This window comes from Sphingopyxis sp. 2PD, from assembly GCF_005503695.1.
GTDB lineage: Bacteria > Pseudomonadota > Alphaproteobacteria > Sphingomonadales > Sphingomonadaceae > Sphingopyxis.
Genome location: NZ_SCMU01000030.1, coordinates 1 through 20,930, shown reverse-complemented (window position 1 = coordinate 20,930; position 20,930 = coordinate 1). Strand labels below are relative to the sequence as shown.

At 65.5% G+C, this 20,930-nt stretch carries 21 protein-coding genes; 10 read left to right on the top strand and 11 right to left on the bottom strand.

All coding sequences use genetic code 11. The annotated features are described in order from the left end of the window. Positions 1-63 precede the first annotated feature (63 nt). From FFS18_RS15025 to FFS18_RS15010, 4 genes are all read left to right on the top strand, one after another. Positions 64-771, top strand: coding sequence for an SDR family NAD(P)-dependent oxidoreductase (locus FFS18_RS15025; RefSeq protein ID WP_137871450.1), 708 nt, complete (start codon positions 64-66; stop codon positions 769-771). An 82-nt stretch (positions 772-853) separates the two neighbouring features. After that, the gene (gene gyrA / locus FFS18_RS15020; protein WP_137871449.1) at positions 854-3,583 is read left to right on the top strand and encodes a DNA gyrase subunit A; all 2,730 of its coding nucleotides are present in this window, start codon (positions 854-856) and stop codon (positions 3,581-3,583) included. After that, positions 3,580-3,888, top strand: coding sequence for a DUF952 domain-containing protein (locus tag FFS18_RS15015; RefSeq protein WP_137871448.1), 309 nt, complete (start codon positions 3,580-3,582; stop codon positions 3,886-3,888). The genes gyrA and FFS18_RS15015 overlap by 4 nt, the downstream gene beginning before the upstream one ends. A gap of 138 nt (positions 3,889-4,026) precedes the next feature. Then, entirely contained in the window at positions 4,027-6,096 is a 2,070-nt protein-coding gene (locus tag FFS18_RS15010; RefSeq protein ID WP_137871447.1) for an amidohydrolase family protein, read from the top strand. A 344-nt stretch (positions 6,097-6,440) separates the two neighbouring features. Here FFS18_RS15010 and FFS18_RS15005 read toward each other — a convergent pair whose 3' ends face one another. Continuing rightward, complete coding sequence (locus FFS18_RS15005) at positions 6,441-6,995, bottom strand: peroxiredoxin (protein WP_502704181.1); 555 nt, start codon at positions 6,993-6,995, stop codon at positions 6,441-6,443. Positions 6,996-7,146: 151 nt separating this feature from the next. Next, positions 7,147-7,533 (bottom strand): glycine zipper 2TM domain-containing protein, encoded by a 387-nt coding sequence (locus FFS18_RS15000; protein ID WP_502704179.1) that lies wholly within the window; start codon positions 7,531-7,533, stop codon positions 7,147-7,149. Positions 7,534-7,686: 153 nt separating this feature from the next. Here FFS18_RS15000 and FFS18_RS14995 point away from each other — a divergent pair, with 153 nt between their 5' ends. After that, positions 7,687-8,529 carry a TauD/TfdA dioxygenase family protein gene (locus FFS18_RS14995; protein ID WP_137871445.1) on the top strand — a complete coding sequence of 281 codons (843 nt, stop codon included), beginning with the start codon at positions 7,687-7,689 and terminating at the stop codon, positions 8,527-8,529. Positions 8,530-8,621: 92 nt separating this feature from the next. Here the strand turns inward: FFS18_RS14995 and FFS18_RS14990 are convergent, their stop codons facing one another. After that, positions 8,622-9,317, bottom strand: a complete 696-nt coding sequence (locus tag FFS18_RS14990) for a lysoplasmalogenase family protein (protein ID WP_137871444.1) — start codon at positions 9,315-9,317, stop codon at positions 8,622-8,624. A 74-nt stretch (positions 9,318-9,391) separates the two neighbouring features. On the opposite strand from FFS18_RS14990, the gene trmFO reads away from it, so the two are divergent. Next, positions 9,392-10,741, top strand: coding sequence for a methylenetetrahydrofolate--tRNA-(uracil(54)-C(5))-methyltransferase (FADH(2)-oxidizing) TrmFO (gene trmFO, locus FFS18_RS14985; protein WP_137871443.1), 1,350 nt, complete (start codon positions 9,392-9,394; stop codon positions 10,739-10,741). 99 nt (positions 10,742-10,840) lie between these two features. Here trmFO and FFS18_RS14980 read toward each other — a convergent pair whose 3' ends face one another. Then, a complete protein-coding gene (locus FFS18_RS14980; RefSeq protein WP_171005331.1) occupies positions 10,841-11,308 on the bottom strand; it encodes an EF-hand domain-containing protein in 468 nt (155 codons plus the stop codon). A gap of 135 nt (positions 11,309-11,443) precedes the next feature. Here FFS18_RS14980 and FFS18_RS14975 point away from each other — a divergent pair, with 135 nt between their 5' ends. Next, positions 11,444-12,349: a hydrogen peroxide-inducible genes activator gene (locus FFS18_RS14975; protein ID WP_137871442.1), complete on the top strand. Its 906-nt coding sequence runs from the start codon at positions 11,444-11,446 to the stop codon at positions 12,347-12,349. Positions 12,350-12,450: 101 nt separating this feature from the next. Here the strand turns inward: FFS18_RS14975 and FFS18_RS14970 are convergent, their stop codons facing one another. From FFS18_RS14970 to pgsA, 3 genes are read right to left on the bottom strand one after another with little or no spacing between them, the layout of a single operon-like run. After that, positions 12,451-12,891 (bottom strand): molybdenum cofactor biosynthesis protein MoaE, encoded by a 441-nt coding sequence (locus tag FFS18_RS14970; RefSeq protein WP_137871441.1) that lies wholly within the window; start codon positions 12,889-12,891, stop codon positions 12,451-12,453. Then, complete coding sequence (locus FFS18_RS14965) at positions 12,888-13,145, bottom strand: MoaD/ThiS family protein (RefSeq protein ID WP_137871440.1); 258 nt, start codon at positions 13,143-13,145, stop codon at positions 12,888-12,890. The genes FFS18_RS14970 and FFS18_RS14965 overlap by 4 nt, the downstream gene beginning before the upstream one ends. A gap of 4 nt (positions 13,146-13,149) precedes the next feature. Beyond that, positions 13,150-13,722, bottom strand: coding sequence for a CDP-diacylglycerol--glycerol-3-phosphate 3-phosphatidyltransferase (gene pgsA, locus FFS18_RS14960; protein WP_137871439.1), 573 nt, complete (start codon positions 13,720-13,722; stop codon positions 13,150-13,152). 147 nt (positions 13,723-13,869) lie between these two features. On the opposite strand from pgsA, the gene FFS18_RS14955 reads away from it, so the two are divergent. Further along, positions 13,870-15,141 (top strand): MFS transporter, encoded by a 1,272-nt coding sequence (locus tag FFS18_RS14955; RefSeq protein ID WP_137871438.1) that lies wholly within the window; start codon positions 13,870-13,872, stop codon positions 15,139-15,141. A gap of 154 nt (positions 15,142-15,295) precedes the next feature. On the opposite strand, the gene FFS18_RS14950 is transcribed toward FFS18_RS14955, so the two are convergent. The 3 genes from FFS18_RS14950 to nadC all read right to left on the bottom strand — a co-directional run bounded on the left by FFS18_RS14950 (position 15,296) and on the right by nadC (position 17,266). Further along, positions 15,296-15,517 carry a hypothetical protein gene (locus tag FFS18_RS14950; RefSeq protein WP_137871437.1) on the bottom strand — a complete coding sequence of 74 codons (222 nt, stop codon included), beginning with the start codon at positions 15,515-15,517 and terminating at the stop codon, positions 15,296-15,298. Between the two features lie 83 nt (positions 15,518-15,600). Further along, entirely contained in the window at positions 15,601-16,227 is a 627-nt protein-coding gene (locus FFS18_RS14945; RefSeq protein WP_249340424.1) for a ribonuclease T2 family protein, read from the bottom strand. Positions 16,228-16,417: 190 nt separating this feature from the next. Continuing rightward, complete coding sequence (gene nadC / locus FFS18_RS14940) at positions 16,418-17,266, bottom strand: carboxylating nicotinate-nucleotide diphosphorylase (protein ID WP_137871436.1); 849 nt, start codon at positions 17,264-17,266, stop codon at positions 16,418-16,420. Positions 17,267-17,371: 105 nt separating this feature from the next. Between nadC and FFS18_RS14935 the strand changes: the two genes are divergently transcribed. Continuing rightward, positions 17,372-18,508, top strand: a complete 1,137-nt coding sequence (locus tag FFS18_RS14935) for an NAD(P)H-dependent flavin oxidoreductase (RefSeq protein ID WP_137871435.1) — start codon at positions 17,372-17,374, stop codon at positions 18,506-18,508. Positions 18,509-18,701: 193 nt separating this feature from the next. Here the strand turns inward: FFS18_RS14935 and FFS18_RS14930 are convergent, their stop codons facing one another. Further along, complete coding sequence (locus FFS18_RS14930) at positions 18,702-19,148, bottom strand: peptidylprolyl isomerase (protein WP_168453068.1); 447 nt, start codon at positions 19,146-19,148, stop codon at positions 18,702-18,704. 156 nt (positions 19,149-19,304) lie between these two features. On the opposite strand from FFS18_RS14930, the gene mgtE reads away from it, so the two are divergent. After that, positions 19,305-20,759 carry a magnesium transporter gene (gene mgtE, locus FFS18_RS14925; RefSeq protein ID WP_171005330.1) on the top strand — a complete coding sequence of 485 codons (1,455 nt, stop codon included), beginning with the start codon at positions 19,305-19,307 and terminating at the stop codon, positions 20,757-20,759. The last annotated feature ends 171 nt before the right edge of the window (positions 20,760-20,930 follow it).

Sequence of the window (20,930 nt, the reverse complement as noted above, 5' to 3'; positions counted from 1 at the left end):
GCGCACAGCCGGTTTGGCAAGCATCGCTTGTCGCGGCGGCAACCGGCGTGATACGCCGCCGCGGTGACAGACGCTGGATCGGCAGTAATCATCGGCGCTTCGGGCGGGATCGGCGGCGCCCTCGCCGAAGCCTTGCACGCCGACGGACGCCATGACGTCATCCACCGCTTCGCTCGTTCACTCCCGGCACCACATCGCATCGATCTCACCGACGAGGCCTCGGTCGCGGCCGCGGCGGCGCTTGTGCGCGACAGCGGCCCGCCGCCACGGCTGGTCATCGTCGCGACTGGCCTGCTCCACGCCGAGGGACGCCAGCCCGAACGCAAGCTCGCCGACATCGATCCCGACTGGATGGCACGCAATTTCGCCGTCAACACGATCGGTCCCGCGCTGGTCGCCAAATATTTCCTGCCGCTGCTGCCGCGCCACGGGCGCACGCTGTTCGCGATGCTGTCCGCGCGCGTCGGCAGTATCGGCGATAACCGCAGCGGCGGCTGGTACAGCTACCGCGCCTCGAAAGCCGCACTCAACCAGCTGGTGCGCAGCTTTGCGATCGCCGAGGCGCGCCGCAATACCGACGCCCTTGTTGTCGCGCTGCATCCCGGCACCGTCGATACCGGCCTGTCGGCGCCATTCCAGCGCGGCGTCCTTCCCGAAAAGCTTGCCAGCGCGCCAGCCGCAGCCGCCAATCTGCTGCGCGTGCTGGGGGCGCTGACGCCGACCCAAAGCGGTCGGATTTTCGCGTGGGACGGCAGCGAAATCATTCCCTGAAAACCCACCGAATCGCTGGCATTTCCTGCCACCGTCGGCTAGGTAAAAACGACTTCCCGAAAAGCAGAAAAAAGGCCGGGTCTTGACCGAAGAAAATACGCCGACGCCGCCGTCCGAAGACGGTATTTCGCCGATCAACATCGTCGACGAAATGAAGACAAGCTACCTCGATTACGCAATGAGCGTGATCGTCAGCCGCGCGCTGCCCGACGTGCGCGACGGCCTGAAGCCCGTGCATCGCCGCATCCTCTATTCGGCGTTTGAAAGCGGCTATGTCGCGGGCCGCCCCTATCGCAAATCGGCGCGTATCGTCGGTGACGTGATGGGTAAATATCACCCGCACGGCGACAGCTCGATCTATGACGCGCTCGCGCGCATGACGCAGGACTGGTCGATGAGCGTCCCGCTCGTCGACGGTCAGGGCAATTTCGGGTCGATGGACCCCGATCCGCCGGCGGCGATGCGCTACACCGAATCGCGCCTGGCCAAAGTCGCGAACACACTGCTTGGCGATCTCGACAAGGACACCGTCGATTTCCAGCCCAATTATGACGGCTCCGAATCCGAACCGACCGTCCTGCCCGCGCGCTACCCCAACCTGCTCGTCAACGGCGCGGGCGGCATCGCGGTTGGCATGGCGACCAACATCCCCCCGCATAATCTGGCGGAGGTGATCAACGCGACGCTCGCGACGATCGACAATCCCGAAATCACCCTCGACGAACTGATGGCGATCGTCCCCGGCCCCGACTTCCCGACCGGCGCGCTGATGCTGGGCCAGGGCGGTGCGCGCAATGCTTATGCCACCGGTCGCGGCTCGATCATGATGCGCGCGACGCACATCATCGAGGAAGGCAGGAACGATCGCCAATCGATTGTATTGACGTCGATTCCGTTTCAGGTCGGCAAATCGGGCCTGGTCGAGAAAATCGCCGAGGCGGCGCGCGACAAGCGGATCGAAGGTGTCGCCGACATCCGCGACGAGTCGAACCGCGAGGGGGTCCGCGTCGTCATCGAACTGAAGCGCGACGCGACCGCCGAGGTCGTATTGAACCAGCTCTGGCGCCACACCCCCGCGCAGTCGAGCTTCCCCGCCAACATGCTCGCGATCCGCGGCGGTCGCCCCGAAATGATGGGGCTGAAGACGATCCTGTCGGCGTTCATCGATTTCCGCGAAGATGTGATCACCCGCCGCTGCAAGTTCGAGCTGAACAAGGCGCGCGACCGCGCGCATATCTTGCTCGGGCTGGTTGTCGCGGTCAGCAATCTCGACGAAGTCGTCCGCATCATCCGCGGCTCGTTCAGCCCGGCGGCGGCGCGCGAGGCGTTGCTGCTGCGGGAATGGCCGATCGGCGACATCGCGCCCTATATCCGCCTCGTCGAAGCGATCGAGGGTGAGGTCGAAGAGGCGGCGACCTATCGCCTGTCCGAAGTGCAGGTAAAGGCGATCCTCGACCTCCGCCTGCACCGCCTGACCGCGCTTGGTCGCGATGAAATCGGTAAGGAACTCGGTGAGTTGGCTGCCGAGATTGAGGAACTGCTTTCGATCCTCGCCGACCGCGACAAACTCTACGCCGTGATGCGCGAAGAACTTGTCGCGGTGCGCGACGAATTCGGCAAACCGCGCCGCACCCTGCTCGCCCCCGCCGCCGACGGCATCGACGACGAGGATCTGATCGAGCGCGAGGAGATGGTCGTCACCGTCACCCTCGACGGCTATATCAAGCGCACCCCGCTCGACACCTTCCGCGCCCAGCGCCGCGGCGGCAAGGGCCGCGCTGGCATGGCGACGAAGGACGAGGATGTCGTCACCGAGCTGTTCGTCACCTCGACGCACACCCCCGTCCTCTTCTTCTCGACCGCGGGCAAGGTCTATCGGATGAAGGTGTGGCGCCTGCCCGAAGGCGGCCCGGCGACGCGCGGCCGCCCGATGATCAACCTCCTCCCGCTGGCGCAGGGCGAAACGATCTCGACCGTTCTCCCACTGCCCGAGGACGAGGCCGAATGGGGCAAGCTGCACGTGATGTTCGCCACGGCGAAGGGCAGCGTGCGCCGCAACAGCATGGACGCCTTCACCAATGTCCCCTCGAACGGCAAGATCGCGATGAAGTTCGAAGGTGAGGACGAGGACGACCGGCTGATCGGCGTTGCCCTCCTCGACGAGAGCGACGACGTGCTGCTCGCGACGCGTCAGGGCAAGGCGATCCGCTTTGCCGGCGACGACGTCCGCGAATTTCAGAGCCGCAATTCGACCGGGGTGCGCGGGATGCGCCTCGCCGATGGCGACGAAGTCATTTCGCTGTCGATCCTCCACCGCGTCGGCACCAGCAGCGAGGAGCGCGAAGCCTATCTCCGCGCCGCGCCGTGGAAGGACAATGAGAATGAACCGACGCTGGAGGGCGACCGCATGGCCGAGCTCGCCGCGCGCGAACAGTTCATCCTCACGGTCTGCGCCAACGGCTATGGTAAGCTGTCGTCGGCCTATGAATATCGCCGCACCGGGCGCGGCGGTCAGGGGATCACCAACATCGACAATATCGGCCGCAACGGCCCCGTTGTCGCGAGCTTCCCGGCGACGCAGGCGCATCAGTTGATGCTCGTCACAGATCAGGCGAAACTCATTCGCATGGGGCTCGACACGATGCGCGTCATCGGTCGCGGCAGCGCGGGCGTCCGCCTGTTCGACGTCGCCAAGGACGAGCATGTCGTTTCGGCAGCGTTGATCGAGGATGGCGACGAAGATGAGGCCGAAGGCGTCGAGGCCACCGAGGCCGCGGCGGAACCACCGGCAACGGACGCGCCTTCCGCATGACCGCCGCGACCGCCTTCAAGATACTGACCCAGCAGCAATGGGCCGATTTTGAACGCGAGCGCGTGTTCCGCGGCGCCCCCGTGGACATTGCCGACGGCTATATCCACCTGTCGACCGCCGAACAGCTGGAAGGCACGATCGCCAAATATTTTGCCGATTGCCGCCCGCTGATGATCGCCGAGGTGGATCTGCTCCTCCTCGGCGACGCCGTCCGTTGGGAGCCAGCGCGCGGCGGCGACCTGTTTCCGCATATCTATGCCGAACTGCCGATCCATGCGGTCGTGAGCCTGCAAAAGCGCGACTGACGATCATCGCCCGCGCGTCCGCCAGGGCGGTGACCGACACTCATCGACAATTGTTCGCCGTCGGTCGGTTCTTGCTTCGGCTGCCCCCATGCGCCTACCACTGTCGGTCATCGCACAACATGTTGGGGGAAATCGACAATGCGCCTGATTCTTGCCGCCGCCCTGCTGGCCTCGACCGCCCTGCCCGCGGCGCACGCGCATGAAACCGCCGCACCCGCCGCGGCATCGACGCCGGTTCCCAAGGAAGATCTGCTCAAACCGCCCGCCGACGCGGTCCGCTATCTCGTGGTGTCGGAAGCCGGTCAGCATGGTACCCAGTGGCAATGGCAATTGCCCGATGGCCGCACCGCCTATCGCTGGTCGCAGGAACTTCGCGGCTGGATCACCGAGATGGATCAGGTCACCACCTTTGCCGCGGACGGCACGATTGCGGCGACGACCGTTCGCGGCGTGACGATGTCGGGCGACGCGGCGGAGGATTATCGCGTCGCGGGCGGCCGTGCGATCTGGAAAACGGCGACCGACGCGGGCGAAGCCGCGGCGGGCGGCTGGTATATCCCGGCGGGCGGCGTCGGCATCGCCAATGCCCCGCTGATCAACGCGCTCGCCGCCGCGGGCGACAAGGGGCTCAATTTCCTGCCCAGCGGCAAGGGCCGTATGAGCTTTGGCCCGACCCAGGTGATCCAAGGCCCGAACGGCCCCAAAACCGTCCAGCTCGCTTTCATCAGCGGCATATTGCCCTCGCCCTATCCGGTCTGGCTCGACGAGCAGAAGCGCTATTTTGCCGACGTCAGCTTCTTGTCGGTAATGCCTGCGGGTTACGAAGGCGCGCTCCGCCAGCTGCGCGATGCACAGGACGCCGCGACCGCCGACACCGTGGCCGCGATCGCCAAACGCTTTCAATCGCCTGACGCCCGCGCGCCGGTGCTGTTCGACAATGTCCGGCTGTTCGACGCCGACAAGGGTGTGTTCCTGACCGATCGCGCCGTGCTGGCGCAGAACGGCAAGATTGCCGCGATCGGCACCGCCGGGTCATTGAAAGCCCCGACGGGCGCGCAGGTCATCGACGGCGTGGGCAAGACGCTCGTCCCCGGCATCTGGGACAGCCATCTGCATATCGGCGACGACTGGAGTGTGCTCGCCAACATGGCGAACGGCATCACCAGCTTCCGCAGCCCCGGCACCACCTTCGACCGCGCGGTCGACGCGACCAAGCGCCGCGCCGCCGGGACGCTGCTCATGGGCGAGCCCTTCATCTCGGTCATCATCGACAAAAAGGATCCGCTCGCCGCGCAAGGCGCCGAAGTGGTCAGCAGCGAGGCCGAAACCATCGCCGCGGTGCGGCGGGTGAAGAATGCCGGGCTGTGGGGAATCAAATTCTATACGTCGATGAACCCGGCGTGGATCGCCCCCGCGGCCAGCGAAGCGCACAAGCTCGGCCTGCACGTCCACGGCCACGTCCCCGCCACCATGAAGCCCAGCGAAGCCGTCGCGGCGGGCTATGACGAGCTCACCCACCTCAATTTCGTCGTGATGGAATCGATGCCGCGCGACGTCATCGACCGCGCCAACACGCGCCAGCGGATGGAAGGCCCGGCGCGCTATTTCAAGGACGTCGACCTCGACGCGCCGCTGATGTCGGGTTTCATCGCCGACTTGGCGAAGCGCAAGACGCTGGTCGACCCGACGATCGTCATTTTCGAAGGCATGCTGACGCAGGATGGCGGCAAGCCGCACCCAGCCTATGCCCCCTATATGGGCATCGTCTCGCCGGTCATCGAACGGTCGAACTTCACCGCGGGCGGCTATCCACTGGTCGAGGGGCTGACCCGCGACGATTACCGCAAAAGCTATGACAAGATGGTCGAGCTGGTCGGCCGCCTCCACAAGGCGGGCGTGCCGATCGTCGCCGGAACCGACGGCTGGGGCATCGAACTCGTCCGCGAACTCGAAATCTATCAGCAGGCGGGCTTCACCCCCGCCGAAGCGATCCAGAGCGCAACGATCATCCCCGCCCGCGTCGTCGGCGCCGACAAGCGCACCGGCTCGATCGCGGTGGGCAAGGAAGCCGATATGGTGCTGGTCGACGGCGACGCTTCAACCGACCTCGGCGCCCTGCGCCGCGTGGTGACCGTGGTGAGCGACGGCTATGTGATGGACGCCGACGCGCTGCGGACGGCGGCGGGGTTCAGCGGGCGCCCGAAATAGGGGGCGGCGCTGGCGACCTGTTTCGGGCAGCAATTGTCGAGGTCTGACCCTGCCGTCGGTTTTGGGGTGGGGAGCGGACGGAGCAATCCTCCCCGGAACGGGGAGGGGGACCAGCGAAGCTGGTGGAGGGGCACCATCGGTTTGCCTTGCCGCCGAAGTCGTACTCCACCGCGAAGCTCCCGGAAAGCGCAGTTGGCCCGGCGCTGCGGTAACCTCCTGTGCCCCTCCACCACCCTTCGGGTGGTCCCCCTCCCCCGTTGGGGGAGGATCGGCTATGTCCGCAATCGGTCGTTTCCGGTCATAAACGCTCTCCGGCGCGTGGCGGCCGACATGGCCCGGCGCCGCTACCGCCGCTTCGCCTTCCACGCCCGCACCGCCGCCATCGTCTTTTCGACATGCGCCTGCGGCTTGCTGTCGGTGTAGCGCAGCAGGATCGTCCCGTTCGGCGCGATCACGAAGGATGTGCGGTTCGACAGCCGGGTGCCGTCGGGACGCTGCATCACGGCGCTGTAACGCGCCGCGACCGTGGCGCCGGGGTCCGCCGCCACGGCAAATTTGTCGCGGCATTCGGATTTCGAAAATTCGGCGACGCGTTCGATATTGCCCGCAGTGACGCCGACGACGCGGGCGCCCAGCTTAGTGAAATCGTCGCTCGCCTCGGCAAACAGATGCGCCTCCATCGTGCAGCCGGGCGTGAAAGCAGCGGGGAAGAAATAGAGGACGACCGGCCCATTTTTCAGCATCTGGCTGAGCGACAGGCGGATGGGTTTTCCGGCCAACGCCGCGCTCAGGGTAAAGTCGGGCGCCTTCGCGCCTTGCTGACGGGCCGCCGTGTCCTGCGCGGGAAGCATCGCCAGCGACAGGCCAGCGCCCAGTCCGATCGCCAGTTTGATCAGCATTTTCATCTGCGGCCTCCGTCCGGGTGGCGGGAAAATCACCCGCGGGGCCATAGTATCGCCTGCCGCGCAGACTGCAATCACCGGCGGTCAAGGGCTCTGAACGGAACCGTCGCGGCGAAGCGCTCCGGTTCCGTTCAGTCACCGACGCCGATCAGCAGCGACGGCCGCCGCGATCGATTTCGCGGCCGATCAGCGCGCCCGCAGCCGCGCCGATGATCGTGCCGGGAGCCCGATCGCCGTAACGGTCGACTTCGCGGCCGAGCAACGCGCCCGCCGCGCCGCCGACGATCAACCCGGTGGTGCCGCTGCTGCGGCCGCAATAATAGCGGCGGTCGCGATAATGGCTGCGTCGGTAGTCGCGGCGATAATCACGCCGATAGTCGCGCCGGTAATCGCGATAGTCGCTGCGGTCACCATAATAGCCGTGGCGGTGATGCCGGTCGCGCGCGTCGGCCTCAGTCGGCAGCGCGGTAATCGTACCGGCGCCGATGAGCGCCGCGAGCGCGAGTTTCTTGAGCTGGAACATATTCTTCTCCAAATTCGACCCCTTGGCGCAAAATTAGGAAAACAAAGATGGCGCTGGGCTGAACTGGGCGCGCCTTTGCGCCGCGCGCGCATCGTTTCGGCGATGTTTCGGGGCAGTCCGCCGCGCCCGATTGACCGCACCGGCCAATCGGCGCAGCATGGCGCCATGACCCTGACTATCACCCCCAGCGGGCAGGCCTGCGGCGCGCGCGTCACCGGCGTCGATCTGACCCAGCCGCTCGACCCCGCGACCGTCGCCGCCATCCGCGCCGCCTGGCTCGACCATCACGTCCTCGCCTTCCCCGACCAGAAGATGAGCGACGACGATCTGGAACGCTTCACCCGCTATTTCGGCAGCTTCGGCGACGATCCCTTCATCCGCCCGATCCCCGGCCGCGATCATGTCATCGCTGTCCGGCGCCGCGCCGACGAAACCGCGCCGCTGTTTGCCGAAAACTGGCACAGCGACTGGAGCTTTCAGGCGCGACCGCCCGCAGGCACCTGCCTTTTCGGCATCACCATCCCGCCCGTCGGCGGCAACACCGAATTTGCCAACCAGCACGCGGCGCTCGACGCGATGCCCGCCGCGCTACGTTCAAGGATCGAAGGCTTGCAGGCGATCCATAGCGCCCGCGCCGGCTATGCGCCGTCGGGCATGTACGGCGCGAATGACAAGGACCGCAGCATGGACATCCGCTCGGGCGACGAAGCGCTGGAAACCCAGCGCCATCCCTTCATTCGCGCGCACCCCGAAACCGGCCGCCTCGGCCTGTTCGGCTGCGCCGGTTACATCATCGGCTTCGATGGTCTGGACGATGCCGAGGCGCTGCCTTTGCTCTACGAACTCATCCAGTGGCAGGGGCGCGAGGAATTTCGTTACGCGCACCAGTGGGAGCCCGACATGCTGGTGATGTGGGACAACCGCTCGGTCCTGCACCGCGCCACCGGCGGCTACGACGGTTATGACCGGCTGCTCCACCGAACGACGATTGCGGCGTGGGAGGGGTGAAGGATCGAGCTAAACTCCTCTCCCCATGAGGGAGAGGATAGCGCAGCTTGCTCCGACTAGGCAGCAAGCTGCCAACCCTTCGTATCTCTCCCTCAAGGGGAGAGAGGATAAAGGTGCTGGGGCAGTTTGTCCTTGGCCAGCGTGCTCACCACGCCCCAGGCGATCAGCGCCTGCCCGCCAAAGTAAAGCGGCCACACCAGCCATAAGGTCACATCCTTGCTCAGCGCCCCGCCCTCCCCGGCAAAAATGAACAGGTCGCTCGCCAGAAACATCATCGCGCCGATGCCGGTGCGATAGCGCGGAAAGCGGCTCGTCCACGCCGTCGCCGCCATGATCGCTACCCCGCCGGTATAAGCGATCGCCGCGGCCATCAGCGCCGCCTCCTCGGCGCCGCACGTCAGCCCCCAGGCTATCAGCAGTGCCAGAGGCACCAGCATCCACGCCAGCAGTTTCTGCGACGGGGTCACGCTGGACCGCCGGTTGCGCAGATAGAGGATGATCGCGATCAGGTGCCCTGTCGCAAAAGCCGCCGCGCCCGCCAGCATCCCGACCGCATCGAGCAGCCAGTCGCCGAGCGCCCCGAGCGCCAGCACCGCCGCGATCAGTTTGCCGTCCGTGTTCCGTGCGTTCATCGCGGCCCAGACCGCGAGCAGCCCGACCCCCGATGCCTTCCACGCCCAGATCGCCGGCCCGTCGAGCCGCATATAGACCGCCGCGAAATAGCTGATCCCGCCAACCAGCGCCGCCAGCCACAGCCACCGCGCCCGATCCCAACCCTGCTCACTCATGCCCGCCCCTTTGCATCTTGTCCCCAACGCGCCTAGTGCGCGGCAGATTGGTCGCAAGTCAACGGATAGGGTAAATGGCGGAATACGACGTGCACATCATCGGCGGCGGCCTCGCCGGGTCCGAGGCCGCCTGGCAGCTCGCCGAGGCGGGGTATCGCGTCCGCCTCTCCGAAATGCGCGGCGGCGGCGACATGACCCCGGCGCATCAGGGCGACGCGCTCGCCGAAATGGTGTGCTCGAACAGCTTCCGCAGCGACGACGGCGACAGCAATGCCGTCGGCCTGCTCCACCGCGAGATGCGCGCGCTCGGCTCGATCATCATGCGCGAGGCCGACGCGACCAAGGTGCCCGCGGGATCGGCGCTCGCGGTCGACCGCGACCTGTTTGCGGGCGGCGTCACCCGCGCGCTCGAAGCGCATCCGAACGTCACCATCGTCCGCGAACGCATCGACACTTTGCCCAGTGCAGGCCTGACGATCGTCGCCACCGGCCCGCTCACCGCCGCCGCGCTTGCCGACAGCATCGGCACCGCGACCGGCAAGGACGCGCTCGCCTTTTTCGACGCGATCGCCCCCATCGTCTATCGCGACAGCATCGACATGGACATCGCTTGGATGGCGAGCCGCTGGGACAAGGTCGGGCCAATCGGCGACGGCAAGGACTATATCAACTGCCCGATGGACAAGGACCAGTATCATGCCTTTGTCCAGGGGCTGATCGACGGCGACAAGACCGAGTTCAAGGACTGGGAAAAAGACACGCCCTATTTCGAAGGCTGCATGCCGATCGAGGTGATGGCCGAACGCGGCGTCGAAACGCTCCGCTTCGGCCCGATGAAGGGCGTCGGCCTTGACAATCCGCGCACCGGGTGCTGGCCCTATGCGGTCGTCCAGCTTCGTCAGGACAATGCGCTCGGCACGCTATGGAACATGGTCGGGTTCCAGACCAAGCTCAAACATGTCGCACAGGTCGAGCTGTTCCGCACCATCCCGGGGCTCGAAAAGGCCGAGTTCGCGCGCCTCGGCGGGCTTCACCGCAACAGCTTCATCCGCTCGCCCGAACTACTCGATCATCAGCTGCGCTTGAAATCGGCGCCGCACATCCGTTTCGCCGGGCAGATCACCGGCTGCGAGGGCTATGTCGAAAGCGCCGCCATCGGCCTCATCGCCGCGCGCTTTGCCGCTGCCGAACTGGCGGGCCGCGCCCTGCCCCCGCCGCCGCCCGAAACCGCGCTCGGCGCGCTGCTCGGCCATATCACCGGCGGCGCCGATGCGGCGAGCTACCAGCCGATGAACGTCAATTTCGGCCTGTTCCCGCCGCTGGCCGACGAGGTTCGCAAGAAGGATCGCAAGCTCGGCTATACCCAGCGCGCGGGCGCGGCGCTGGCCGAGTGGGTGAAGGTTGCCGAAGGCGTCGCGGCCTGACCGTCGCCCCCCGCGCAGGCGGGGGCCGCTGGAGGCCTAAACCAGCCTCGTCGCGTAAAACGACAGCGGCCCCCGCCTGCGCGGGGGGCGACGAGCAGGTCAACAGCTACACTTCGCCTTCGCCGCGCGCTTCGGCGCCGTCGTCGCAAACTCCGCGCGCGTCAGATCGCCCGACTTGTCGCCATCGGCCCCCGCAAACCGCTCGCCCGTCGCCGCCGCCCACTCCTCGAACGTCAGCAGGTTGTTGCCATCCTTGTCGAGCTTGCGAAACGCCGCCGTCCGTGACGACATCAGTTCGACGCGGCTGATCCGATCATTGCGGTCGCGGTCGAAGCGGTTGAAGCGCCGTTCCTCGCGCGACGCCTCCTTCGCGGCGGGCAAAGCGGGCGGCGCTGGTCCGCGCGTCGGGGCATTCGGCCCGGCCACCGGGATCGCGGCGAGCGCGGGCGGCGGATCGGGCAGCAGCTCCTCCTCGGTAACCTGCGTATAGCCCGCCCACAGGAACAGGCCGCCGGTCAGCAGCAGCGCGCTGGCCACGCCGCCGATCAGAAAACGGGAAATTGCCATCCGCCCCTCCGCTTTGTCCGATCCTGTTGGCTATCACGGCGCCGCCGCTAGCGGCAACAATCGCCACCGATATGGCGACGAATATTTATCGACAAAACCATTCAAAACGACCCAGTTCATGGCTATATCCGATCAATGTCGAACTACCTCCCTACGCTGAAGCAGATGCAATATCTCGTCGCGTTGCACGAGCATGGCCATTTCGGCCGCGCCGCCGACGCGTGCAACGTCACCCAATCGACGCTGTCGGCGGGGATCCGCGAGCTGGAAACCCTGCTCGGCCAGACGCTGGTCGAGCGCACCCGCCGCGTCGTACGCTTTACCGGGCTGGGCAACGCGATCGTCGAAAAGGCGCACCGCGTGTTGCGCGAGGCCGAGGAACTGTCCGACATGGCCGCCGCCGCCGCGGCGCCGCTGGTCGGCGAACTCCGGATGAGCGTCATCCCGACCATCGCGCCCTTCCTGCTCCCCGGCATGCTCCGCCTGCTGCGCAAGGAACGCCCCGCGCTCAAGCTGTTCCTGCGCGAAGAACCCAGCGCGCAGGCGTGCGAATCGCTCCACCACGGCACCGTCGATTGCGTCCTGCTCGCCCTTCCCTATGGCTGCGGCGACGTGGAAGCCGAAAATCTGTTCGACGATGCGCTATTCGTCGCCTTCCCCGGCGACCAGTCGGAAGACTTGCCCGCGATGGTCAGCGCCGATCAGATCGACCCGGCGCAGATGCTGATGCTCGAGGACGGCCATTGCCTGAAGGACCACGCCCTCGCCGCGTGCAACCGCCCCGAATTGCGCGCTGGGGCGCGGATGATGGGCACGTCGCTGCACACACTGGTGCAGATGGTCGACAACGGCCTTGGCATCACCATGCTGCCGCAAATGGCGATCGAAGCCGGAATCCTCGACCACACCGACATCGACACCCGCCCGCTCGATTCGGATCATGACTGGCGCACGATCGCGCTGGTCTGGCGCAAGGGCAGCCCGCGCGCCGACGAGTTCAAAATGCTGGCCGATATTTTCCGGAAACATCGGGAGGGTTAGGCGCCTCCAAATCGCCGTCATCCCGGCGAAGGCCGGGATCTCGCCAGTGCGTTATGGCGACGGGGTGAGATCCCGGCCTTCGCCGGGATGACGGATTGAGGTTACCCCCACCGCTCCGCCCGCACCTCATCCCCCATCCGCGCCTCAACCCACGCCGCGCGCCCGTCCTCGAATGTCTCGCGCTTCCACAGCATCACGTCGGTCTTCAGCCGGTCGATCAGAAACTCGCACGCCGCCAGCGCCTCGCTGCGGTGCGGGCTGCTCGCCAGCACCAGCACGATTGTGTCGCCCGGCGCCATCGCGCCGACGCGGTGGATCAGCGTCAGCGCCGCGAGTTGCCACCGATCAGCCGCCGCATGCGCCAGATCGCCCAGCCCCGCTTCGGTCATCACCGGATGATGCTCCAGAAACAGTTCGACCAGCCCGTCATCACCGCGCACCCGGCCGATAAAGCTGGCACTCGCGCCATGGCCGCCCGCGTCGTGCAGGTCGAGTTCGGCACCGACGTCGATCGCCGCCGCCTGCATCGCGACGCGGATCATCCGCCCGTCACCGGCGGGAACAGTGCAACCTCGCGCGCACCGGCGAGCGGCGCGCCCGGTCCCATCATCACCCCGTCGATCGCGGCGCGAATCCGCTGCGGCTCGGCAAAGGCCAACGCCCCGCGCGCATCGCGCGCCGCCAACCACGACAGCAGCGCGGTCAGGTCGGTTATGCCGACAGGCAGGTCGACGACCTCGTCGGCCGTCCCCATCCGCTCGCGCACCCAGGCGAAATAGGAAATGTTGAGCGCCATCGCGCTAGTCCATATGCTTTAGGCCGACGCGCAGATAATCCCAGCCGGTGATCAGCGTCAGTACCGCCGCGCCCCACAGCGTCGCCAGCCCGACCGTCTTGACCCACTCGAACGCAGGGAGCGCTCCGGCCAGGATCAGCGCGCCGAACGACACGAGCTGGAACGTCGTTTTCCATTTCGCCAGCTGGGTGACCGGCATCGAAACCTGCAACGTCGCCAGAAACTCGCGCAGCCCCGACACAATGATTTCGCGCAGCAGGATCATCAGCGCCGCAATGACATGGTAACCCGCGATGTCGCGGGTGAACACCAGCAACAGGATGACTGCCGCGATCATGATCTTGTCGGCGATCGGATCGAGGAAAGCGCCCAGCCGCGACACGATGCCGCGCGAGCGTGCAACATAACCGTCAAAATAATCGGTAATGCCCATCAGGCAGTACAAGACAAACGCCAGCGCATAATCGATCGGCTTGGGCTGGTGCGATCCTTCGACCACCCCCGGCCACAGCAGGAACAGCAGGATGGGCACCGCCAGGATGCGCGACAATGTCAGGATGTTCGGAAGACTCAGCATGACCCCTGATTCCCGCCGCTGCGGCGCGCTAAACCCAAAATGGGCTTTGACCCTGCATGCCCTAACCGATAAGCCCCCCGCGCGACAACAATATTGCCGTGACGTCGCGGCGTTGTCCGAATGTCAGGCTGCAAAAGTGGATTTTCAATGACCGGTTCTTTTGCGCTGATGAAGCAACGCCGGTTCCTGCCCCTGTTCGCGACCCAGTTCCTCAACGCCTTCAACGACAATTTCTACAAGATGGCGATGGTGATCCTCGTCACCTTCACCATCTACAAGGATCCGGAGACCGAGGCGTGGTTCAACGCGCTGGCGGGCGGCCTGTTCATCCTGCCTTTTTTCCTGTTTTCGGCGCTCGCCGGGCAGCTCGCCGACAGCACCGACAAGACGCGGATGATCCGCCTGATCAAGACGGCCGAAATCTTCATCATGATCGTCGGCGCCATTGGCATCTGGTTGCATCTGGTGCCCGTCATGCTGCTCGCGCTGTTCGCAATGGGGACGCACTCGACCTTTTTCGGCCCGATCAAATATGCGATCCTGCCCCAGCATCTGGAGGAGGACGAGGTGCTTGCCGGCACCGGTTGGGTCGAAGCCGGCACCTATATTGCGATCCTCGGTGGCACCATCGTCGGCGGCCTCACCCCGCCACATATCGCAATCCCCGGGATCATCATCGTCGCCGTCATCGGCCGCCTGACCGCCAGCTACGTCCCAGCCGCGCCGCCCGAAACCGAAGCGCAAGGGCTGGTCATCGACCATAATGTCTTTCGCTCGTCATGGCGGCTGGTCAATTCGACGATGCACATCCCGCGACTGTTCCTTGCGATCGTGTCGATCAGCTTCTTCTGGGCGATCGGCGCCATCCTCGCCGCCCAATTCCCGCCATTGGTCAAGAATGCGCTCGGCGCCGACAACACCGTCGCGACGCTATTCACGGCGATCTTCTCGGTCGGCGTCGCGATCGGCTCGATCATCGTCAACCGGCTGCTCAAGGGTCATGTCTCGGCGCGCTATTCGCCAGGGTCGGTGATCGTGATGGGACTGTTCGTGCTCGACCTGTGGTGGAATGTGAAGGGCTGGGAGCATGTCGGCACCGGCCTGATGAACTGGCGCGACTTTCTGGCGCTGACGACCGGCGACCGCATCATCCTCGATTTGCTCGGCATCGCGATCGCGGGCGGCATGTTCGTCGTCCCGCTCTACGCCTTCCTGACCACCACCGTCGCCAAATCACAGACCGCGCGCACCGTGGCGGCGAACAATATCGTCAATTCGGGCTTCATGGTGGCGGCAACCTTGCTGCTCAGCGTGCTGATCGGGATCGGCCTGACCATCGACGACACGCTGCTGATGGTCGCCGCGATGTGTCTGGTCTCCGCCGTGCTGGCGTGGAAGCTGCACAAGGCGTGCGATTAAGTTGGCGGCAAACGGCTGATACGGGATGGAAGCGGACAGCTCTTTATCCGTCATCCCGGACTAGATCCGGGATCCACAGCAGCGCCGAAGTCATCGACCCCGGATCAAGTCCGAGGGGACGATCGGATCGGCAGGCTTCCGCCCGAACCCGACCTCAGATCAAAAACATCATCGTCGCGGTAAAAAACACCGCGAAGCTCTGCAAAAACAGCCGCAAGTCGCTGCCCGCAAAAATCGTCACCGGCTCGCGGTGCGCCGCCAGCGCCTGCCGCAATTCGCCCTGCCAGTCTGCAGGCGCGCTCAGCCGCGCGATGGTCAGCTGGCGGGCACTATGCGCCTGAATCCGGCGGCGAATATCGATGTGATCCGAGTCCATGGCCGGCAAGCTAAGCCGGTCTTAACGACTTGGTAAGGTTAAAAGATCGTTAACAGATGCGGCGTGTCAAAGCGGCACAGTGGCTAATCCTTTGGGATAGGTCGGACCCGCACCGTCCGCGCGTCGCGGACGCCGACCTGAAACGGCTTGCAGCGCTGCGGCCGCATCCGCGGTCCAAGGCACAGCCGCACCTCTTTGAGCCACCCCTGCCGGTCGGTCGTCACCGCAATCATCGGCGCGGTCACGCCCTTGTTGGCCGCGGCAAAGGCGCGGCGGATACTCCCCGCGGTTTGCGGCTTCGACCCCAACGCCGCCATGTCAGGAAAGCGCACCGCGCCGAACAAGATCGCGGCCGAGCGGAAATAGGCGGCGGGATGCGGGCTCATGCAGGTACCATGCTTGGCCCATTCATGCTGGAGCAGCTGCGCCGACGGCGTCATGCACAAATGCTCGCGGAGCACGGGCTGCGGCACGATCTTGGCCGGGCGGCACCATTGCGGATAGTCACGGCTGCCGGTTTCGGGCCATAGCCCGTGGAGCACCCAGCCAAAACGGCCATTTTCGCCCGCGCACTGGAACCGGTCGCGCGCGTCGCGGGGATTGCGGACAGTGGCGCAATGCTGCGGCGACCAGCTCATGGCCAGCAGATAGCCGGTGGTCGGCGTCTTGCGCACCGGTTCGCCGCGCTTGGGCTGGTCGAGCCGCGGCACCGGGATGCGATCGGGGATTTTGCAGGCGAGCGCCTGCGCTTGGGCTGCTGTGGGTACGAGGAGCAGCGCGAGTGCGGTCGCGGCCCTCCACCGTCGCCCCCGCGCAGACGGGGGCCGCCGTCGGCCCTTTCCTCCGTCGCTGGGTAAAACGGCAGCGGCCCCCGCCTTCGCGGGGGCGACGGTAGAATCTTCAAACCAGCGCAAAATCGAGCCCGATGTCCGCCGCGGGCGCCGACTGCGTCAACCGCCCGACCGACACATAGGTCACCCCGGTCGCGCCGATCGCGCCGATCGTGTCGAGCCGCACCCCGCCCGACGCCTCGGTCGGCACCTTGCCATCGACCAGCGCCACACATTCGCGCAATTCATCGAGCGTCATATTGTCGAGCAAGAGATGCGTCGCCCCGGCGGCGAGCGCGGGCTCGACCTGCGCCACCCGGTCGACCTCGACAATGATGTCGGCGATCCTGGCCGCGACCGCACGCCGCACCGCTTCCTCGACCGAACCGGCGACCGCGACATGATTGTCCTTGATCATCGCCGCGTCCCACAGGCCCATACGGTGATTCTTCGCGCCGCCGATCCGCGTCGCATATTTTTCCAGCACGCGCAGGCCGGGGATCGTCTTGCGCGTGTCGAGCAACGTCGCGCCGGTTCCGGCCAGCGCGTTCACATATTGCCGCGTCATCGTCGCGATCCCCGACAGATGCTGGACCGTATTCAACGCCGACCGTTCGGCGGTCAGCATCGCGTGGGCATTGCCCGACAGGCGCATCAAATCGCTGCCCGCGGCCACTTCGGCACCTTCGGCGATCAGGATTTCGATCTCCATGACAGGATCGAGTGCGCGAAAGAAAGCTTCGGCGATCGGCAAACCCGCGACGATGATCGCATCACGGCTGTCCATCACCCCGCCAAAGCGCGCGTCAGCGGGAATCACCGCCATCGAGGTGATGTCACCGCCCGACCCGAGATCCTCGGCAAGGGTAGCGCGAACAAAGGCGTCGAGGTCGAAGTCAGGAAGGGAAAACTGGGTCATCGGACTGCGATAATGGGCGGCCGCAGCAAATCAACTTGACGTTTACGTAAACTAACGCTGACATGCACGCTACGTGGTACTTTAGTCCACATCCGGAGAGGCCCAATGCAATCACCCATCTGCGCGATGCTCGCCATTGATTTCCCCCTGCTCGCCTTCTCGCACTGCCGCGACGTCGTCGTCGCCGTATCAAAGGCGGGCGGCATGGGCGTCTTTGGCGCCGCGGCGCTGCCGCCCGAACGGCTTGAGGAAGAGTTGCAGTGGATCGACGCGCATATCGGCGGCAAGCCCTATGGCGTTGACCTGATCGTCCCCAACAGCTTCGTCGGCAAGGGCGAGGCGCCCTCGTCCGGCGCGGCGAAAGTCCCCGAAACGCATCTTCAGTTTGCCGCCGACCTGCTCGGCAAATATGACGTCGATGCTTCGGGGCTCGACGCCGCGATGGAAAGCCGCCAGAGCTTTGGCGACAATATGCACGAGGATGGCGCGGCAAGACTGCTGGAAGTCGCGTTCCGCCATCCGATCCGCCTGATCGCCAACGCGCTGGGCGTCCCCCCGCCGCTGATGCTCGAGCTCGGCAAGCGCCACAATGTTCCTGTCGCCGCGCTGGTCGGCACCCGCGACCACGCGCTGGCGCAGGTTCGCGCGGGAGTCGACATTCTGGTCGTCGCGGGCGGTGAAGCGGGCGGCCATTGCGGCGAAGTCGCAACGATGGTGCTGGTCCCGGAGGTCGCGGCGGCGCTCGACGCAATCGGCGACACGACGCCGATCCTCGCCGCAGGCGGCATCGTCACCGGGCGCCAGATGGCGGCGGCGATGGCGATGGGCGCGCATGGCGCATGGTGCGGGTCGGTGTGGCTCACCACCGCCGAAGCCGAAACCAATCCTGTCGTGAAGGAAAAGATGCTCGCCGCGTCCGCGCGCGACACCGTGCGCTCGAAAAGCCGCACCGGCAAACCCTCGCGCCAGCTCCGTTCACCGTGGACCGACGCATGGGAAGCCGACGGCGCGCCCAAACCGCTGCCGATGCCGCTGCAATCACTGGTCAGCGAGCCCGCGCTGCGCAAGGTCGATAAATTGTCCGAAGGCGGCCACGAAGGCGCCAAGGCGCTCGCGACCTATTGGGTCGGTCAGGGCGTCGGATTGATGAACGAGGCGATGGGCGCCGGACAGGTCGTGCAGGAATTCAAGCAGGACTGGGTCGCCGCGTGCGAACGACTGAACGGCTTCATCGGGGAATAATGCACCAAGTACGTCCCCCTCCATGGGGGAGGCAGCAAGACTTGGCGGCTTGCCGCCTAGTCGCAACGGAGGGGGTGCGCTCTCCACCTGAAACGATGGTGCAAGGACGCACCGTCACCCCCATCCAACTCCGCCTAATCGCTTCGCGATGAGGCTCCATATCCTTCCCCCATCAAGGGGGAAGGATCGGCGATCAGCTAACCGTCGCTTTCACGATCTTGCCGGGCTCGCGCGGCGGCTCGCCCTTGGGCAGCGCGTCGACATTTTCCATGCCTTCGATCACTTCACCCCAGACGGTGTACTGGTTGTCGAGGAAGCGTGCGTCGTCAAAGCAGATGAAGAACTGGCTGTTCGCGCTGTTCGGATTCTGCGCGCGCGCCATCGAACACACACCGCGGACGTGCGGCTCGCTGTTGAATTCCTGCGGCAGGTCGGGAAGCTGGCTGCCGCCCATGCCGGTTCCCGTCGGGTCGCCGCCCTGCGCCATGAAGCCGGGGATTACGCGGTGGAACACGACGCCGTCGTAAAAGCCTTCCTTGGCGAGCGACGAGATGCGTTCGACATGTTGCGGCGCGAGATCGGGGCGGAGACGGATGACGACATCGCCGGTCGAGAGCGAGAGGGTGAGTGTTTCGGACATGATGGGACTCCTGCGGTCTGCGTTGGCGGTCCCATAGCTGCCGCCGCGATCAAAGCCACGCACTAAATGCCAAAAAGGTGTTCGCAGCGTTGCCATCCGCGGGTCGCGGCACTAGGGGAAACTCGGACGCCGCCAAAAACCAGGGAGGACCGCGCGATGGACAAACGCGAAGAATCCCTGCCGCCGGACGACCTCATCGCCGCCGATGACCGGGATCGTGATCAGCCGCCGCGCGAGCCCGAAACCGAGCTGGACGAAGACGATCGACTGAAGCCCGAATTCGTCCGCGACGTCATCGAACTCGCCGAGGCCGGCGAAGGCGAAGCCGCACGTGAGCGGATCGGGCGCCTGCACCCCGCCGACATCGCCGACCTGTTCGAACTGGCGCGGAGCGACGAACGCCCGATGCTGGCGGCGGTGCTGGGCAACATGCTGTCGGCCGACGTGCTCGCGGAAATGAACGATTATGTGCGCGAGGAGCTGATCGACCTGCTCGCGCCCGAACAGGTCGCCGAACTCGCATCCGAACTCGATACCGACGATGCCGTCGCGATCATCGAGGATATGGAAGCCGACGAGCAGCAGGCGGTGCTCGACGCGATGGAGCCCGAAGATCGCGCCGCGATCGAGGATGCGCTGTCTTTCCCCGAGGAATCGGCCGGGCGCCTGATGCAGCGCGATCTGGTCGCGGTGCCCGAACATGTGACCGTCGGCGACGTGATCGACCGGCTGCGCGAAGACACCACGCTGACCAGCGATTTTTGGGAAATCTTTGTCGTCGATCCGATGCACCGCCCCATCGGCACCTGTCAGCTCAGCTGGATCCTGCGCACCCCGCGCGACATCGCGATCAGCGACGTGATGAAGCGCGAGCAGACGTTGATCCCGATCGACATGGACCAGGAAGAGGTCGCGCTGCGCTTCCAGAAATATGCGCTGATTTCCGCCGCAGTCGTTGACAAGGCTGGGCGGCTGGTCGGGATGATCACGGTCGACGACATCGTGCACATCATCCAGGAAGAGGCGGGCGAGGATATTCTCCGCCTGTCGGGTGCTGGCGATGGCGACATCAACGAACCGATCCGCGAAACATACAGCGCGCGCGTGCGCTGGCTCGTCGCCAACCTTGGCACGGCGTTGCTCGCGTCCTCGATCGTCGGATTTTTCGGCGGTGCGATCGAACAGATGGTCGCGCTCGCCGCGCTGATGCCGATCGTCGCCGGGGTCGGCGGCAACGCGGGAACCCAGACGCTGGCGGTGACGGTGCGCGCGCTCGCGATGAACCAGCTCACCGATTCGAACAGCTGGCGCGCGATCTGGCGCGAGATGAAGATCGCGCTGCTCAATGGCGGCACGATTGCCGTGATCGCGGGCTGTGCGACCGCGCTATGGTTCGCCAACCCGCAGCTCGGCGCGGTGATCGCCGCGGCGATGGTCGTCAACATCTTCGTCGCCGGGGTCGCCGGTGTCGCGATCCCGCTGTTGCTCGACCGGCTCGATCAGGATCCGGCGGTGGCAAGCTCCATTTTCGTCACCATGACCACCGATTCCATGGGCTTTCTGGCCTTCCTGGGGCTGGCGGTACTCAGCGGACTGACCACGCTGACGTAATCAAGCCATTGGAATCCAAATTCGATTTTCTCGGCGAAGAAAAAATCGAAAAATATTTCGCTGCGATCACTTTTTTCGGGAACTTATCGGACATCTTGCTCGTTTCCCGTTCGAGCAGCGATCATCGCCCCCCCGCAGCGCTGCTCAGCAACATTGGCCCGGCCCGCATTC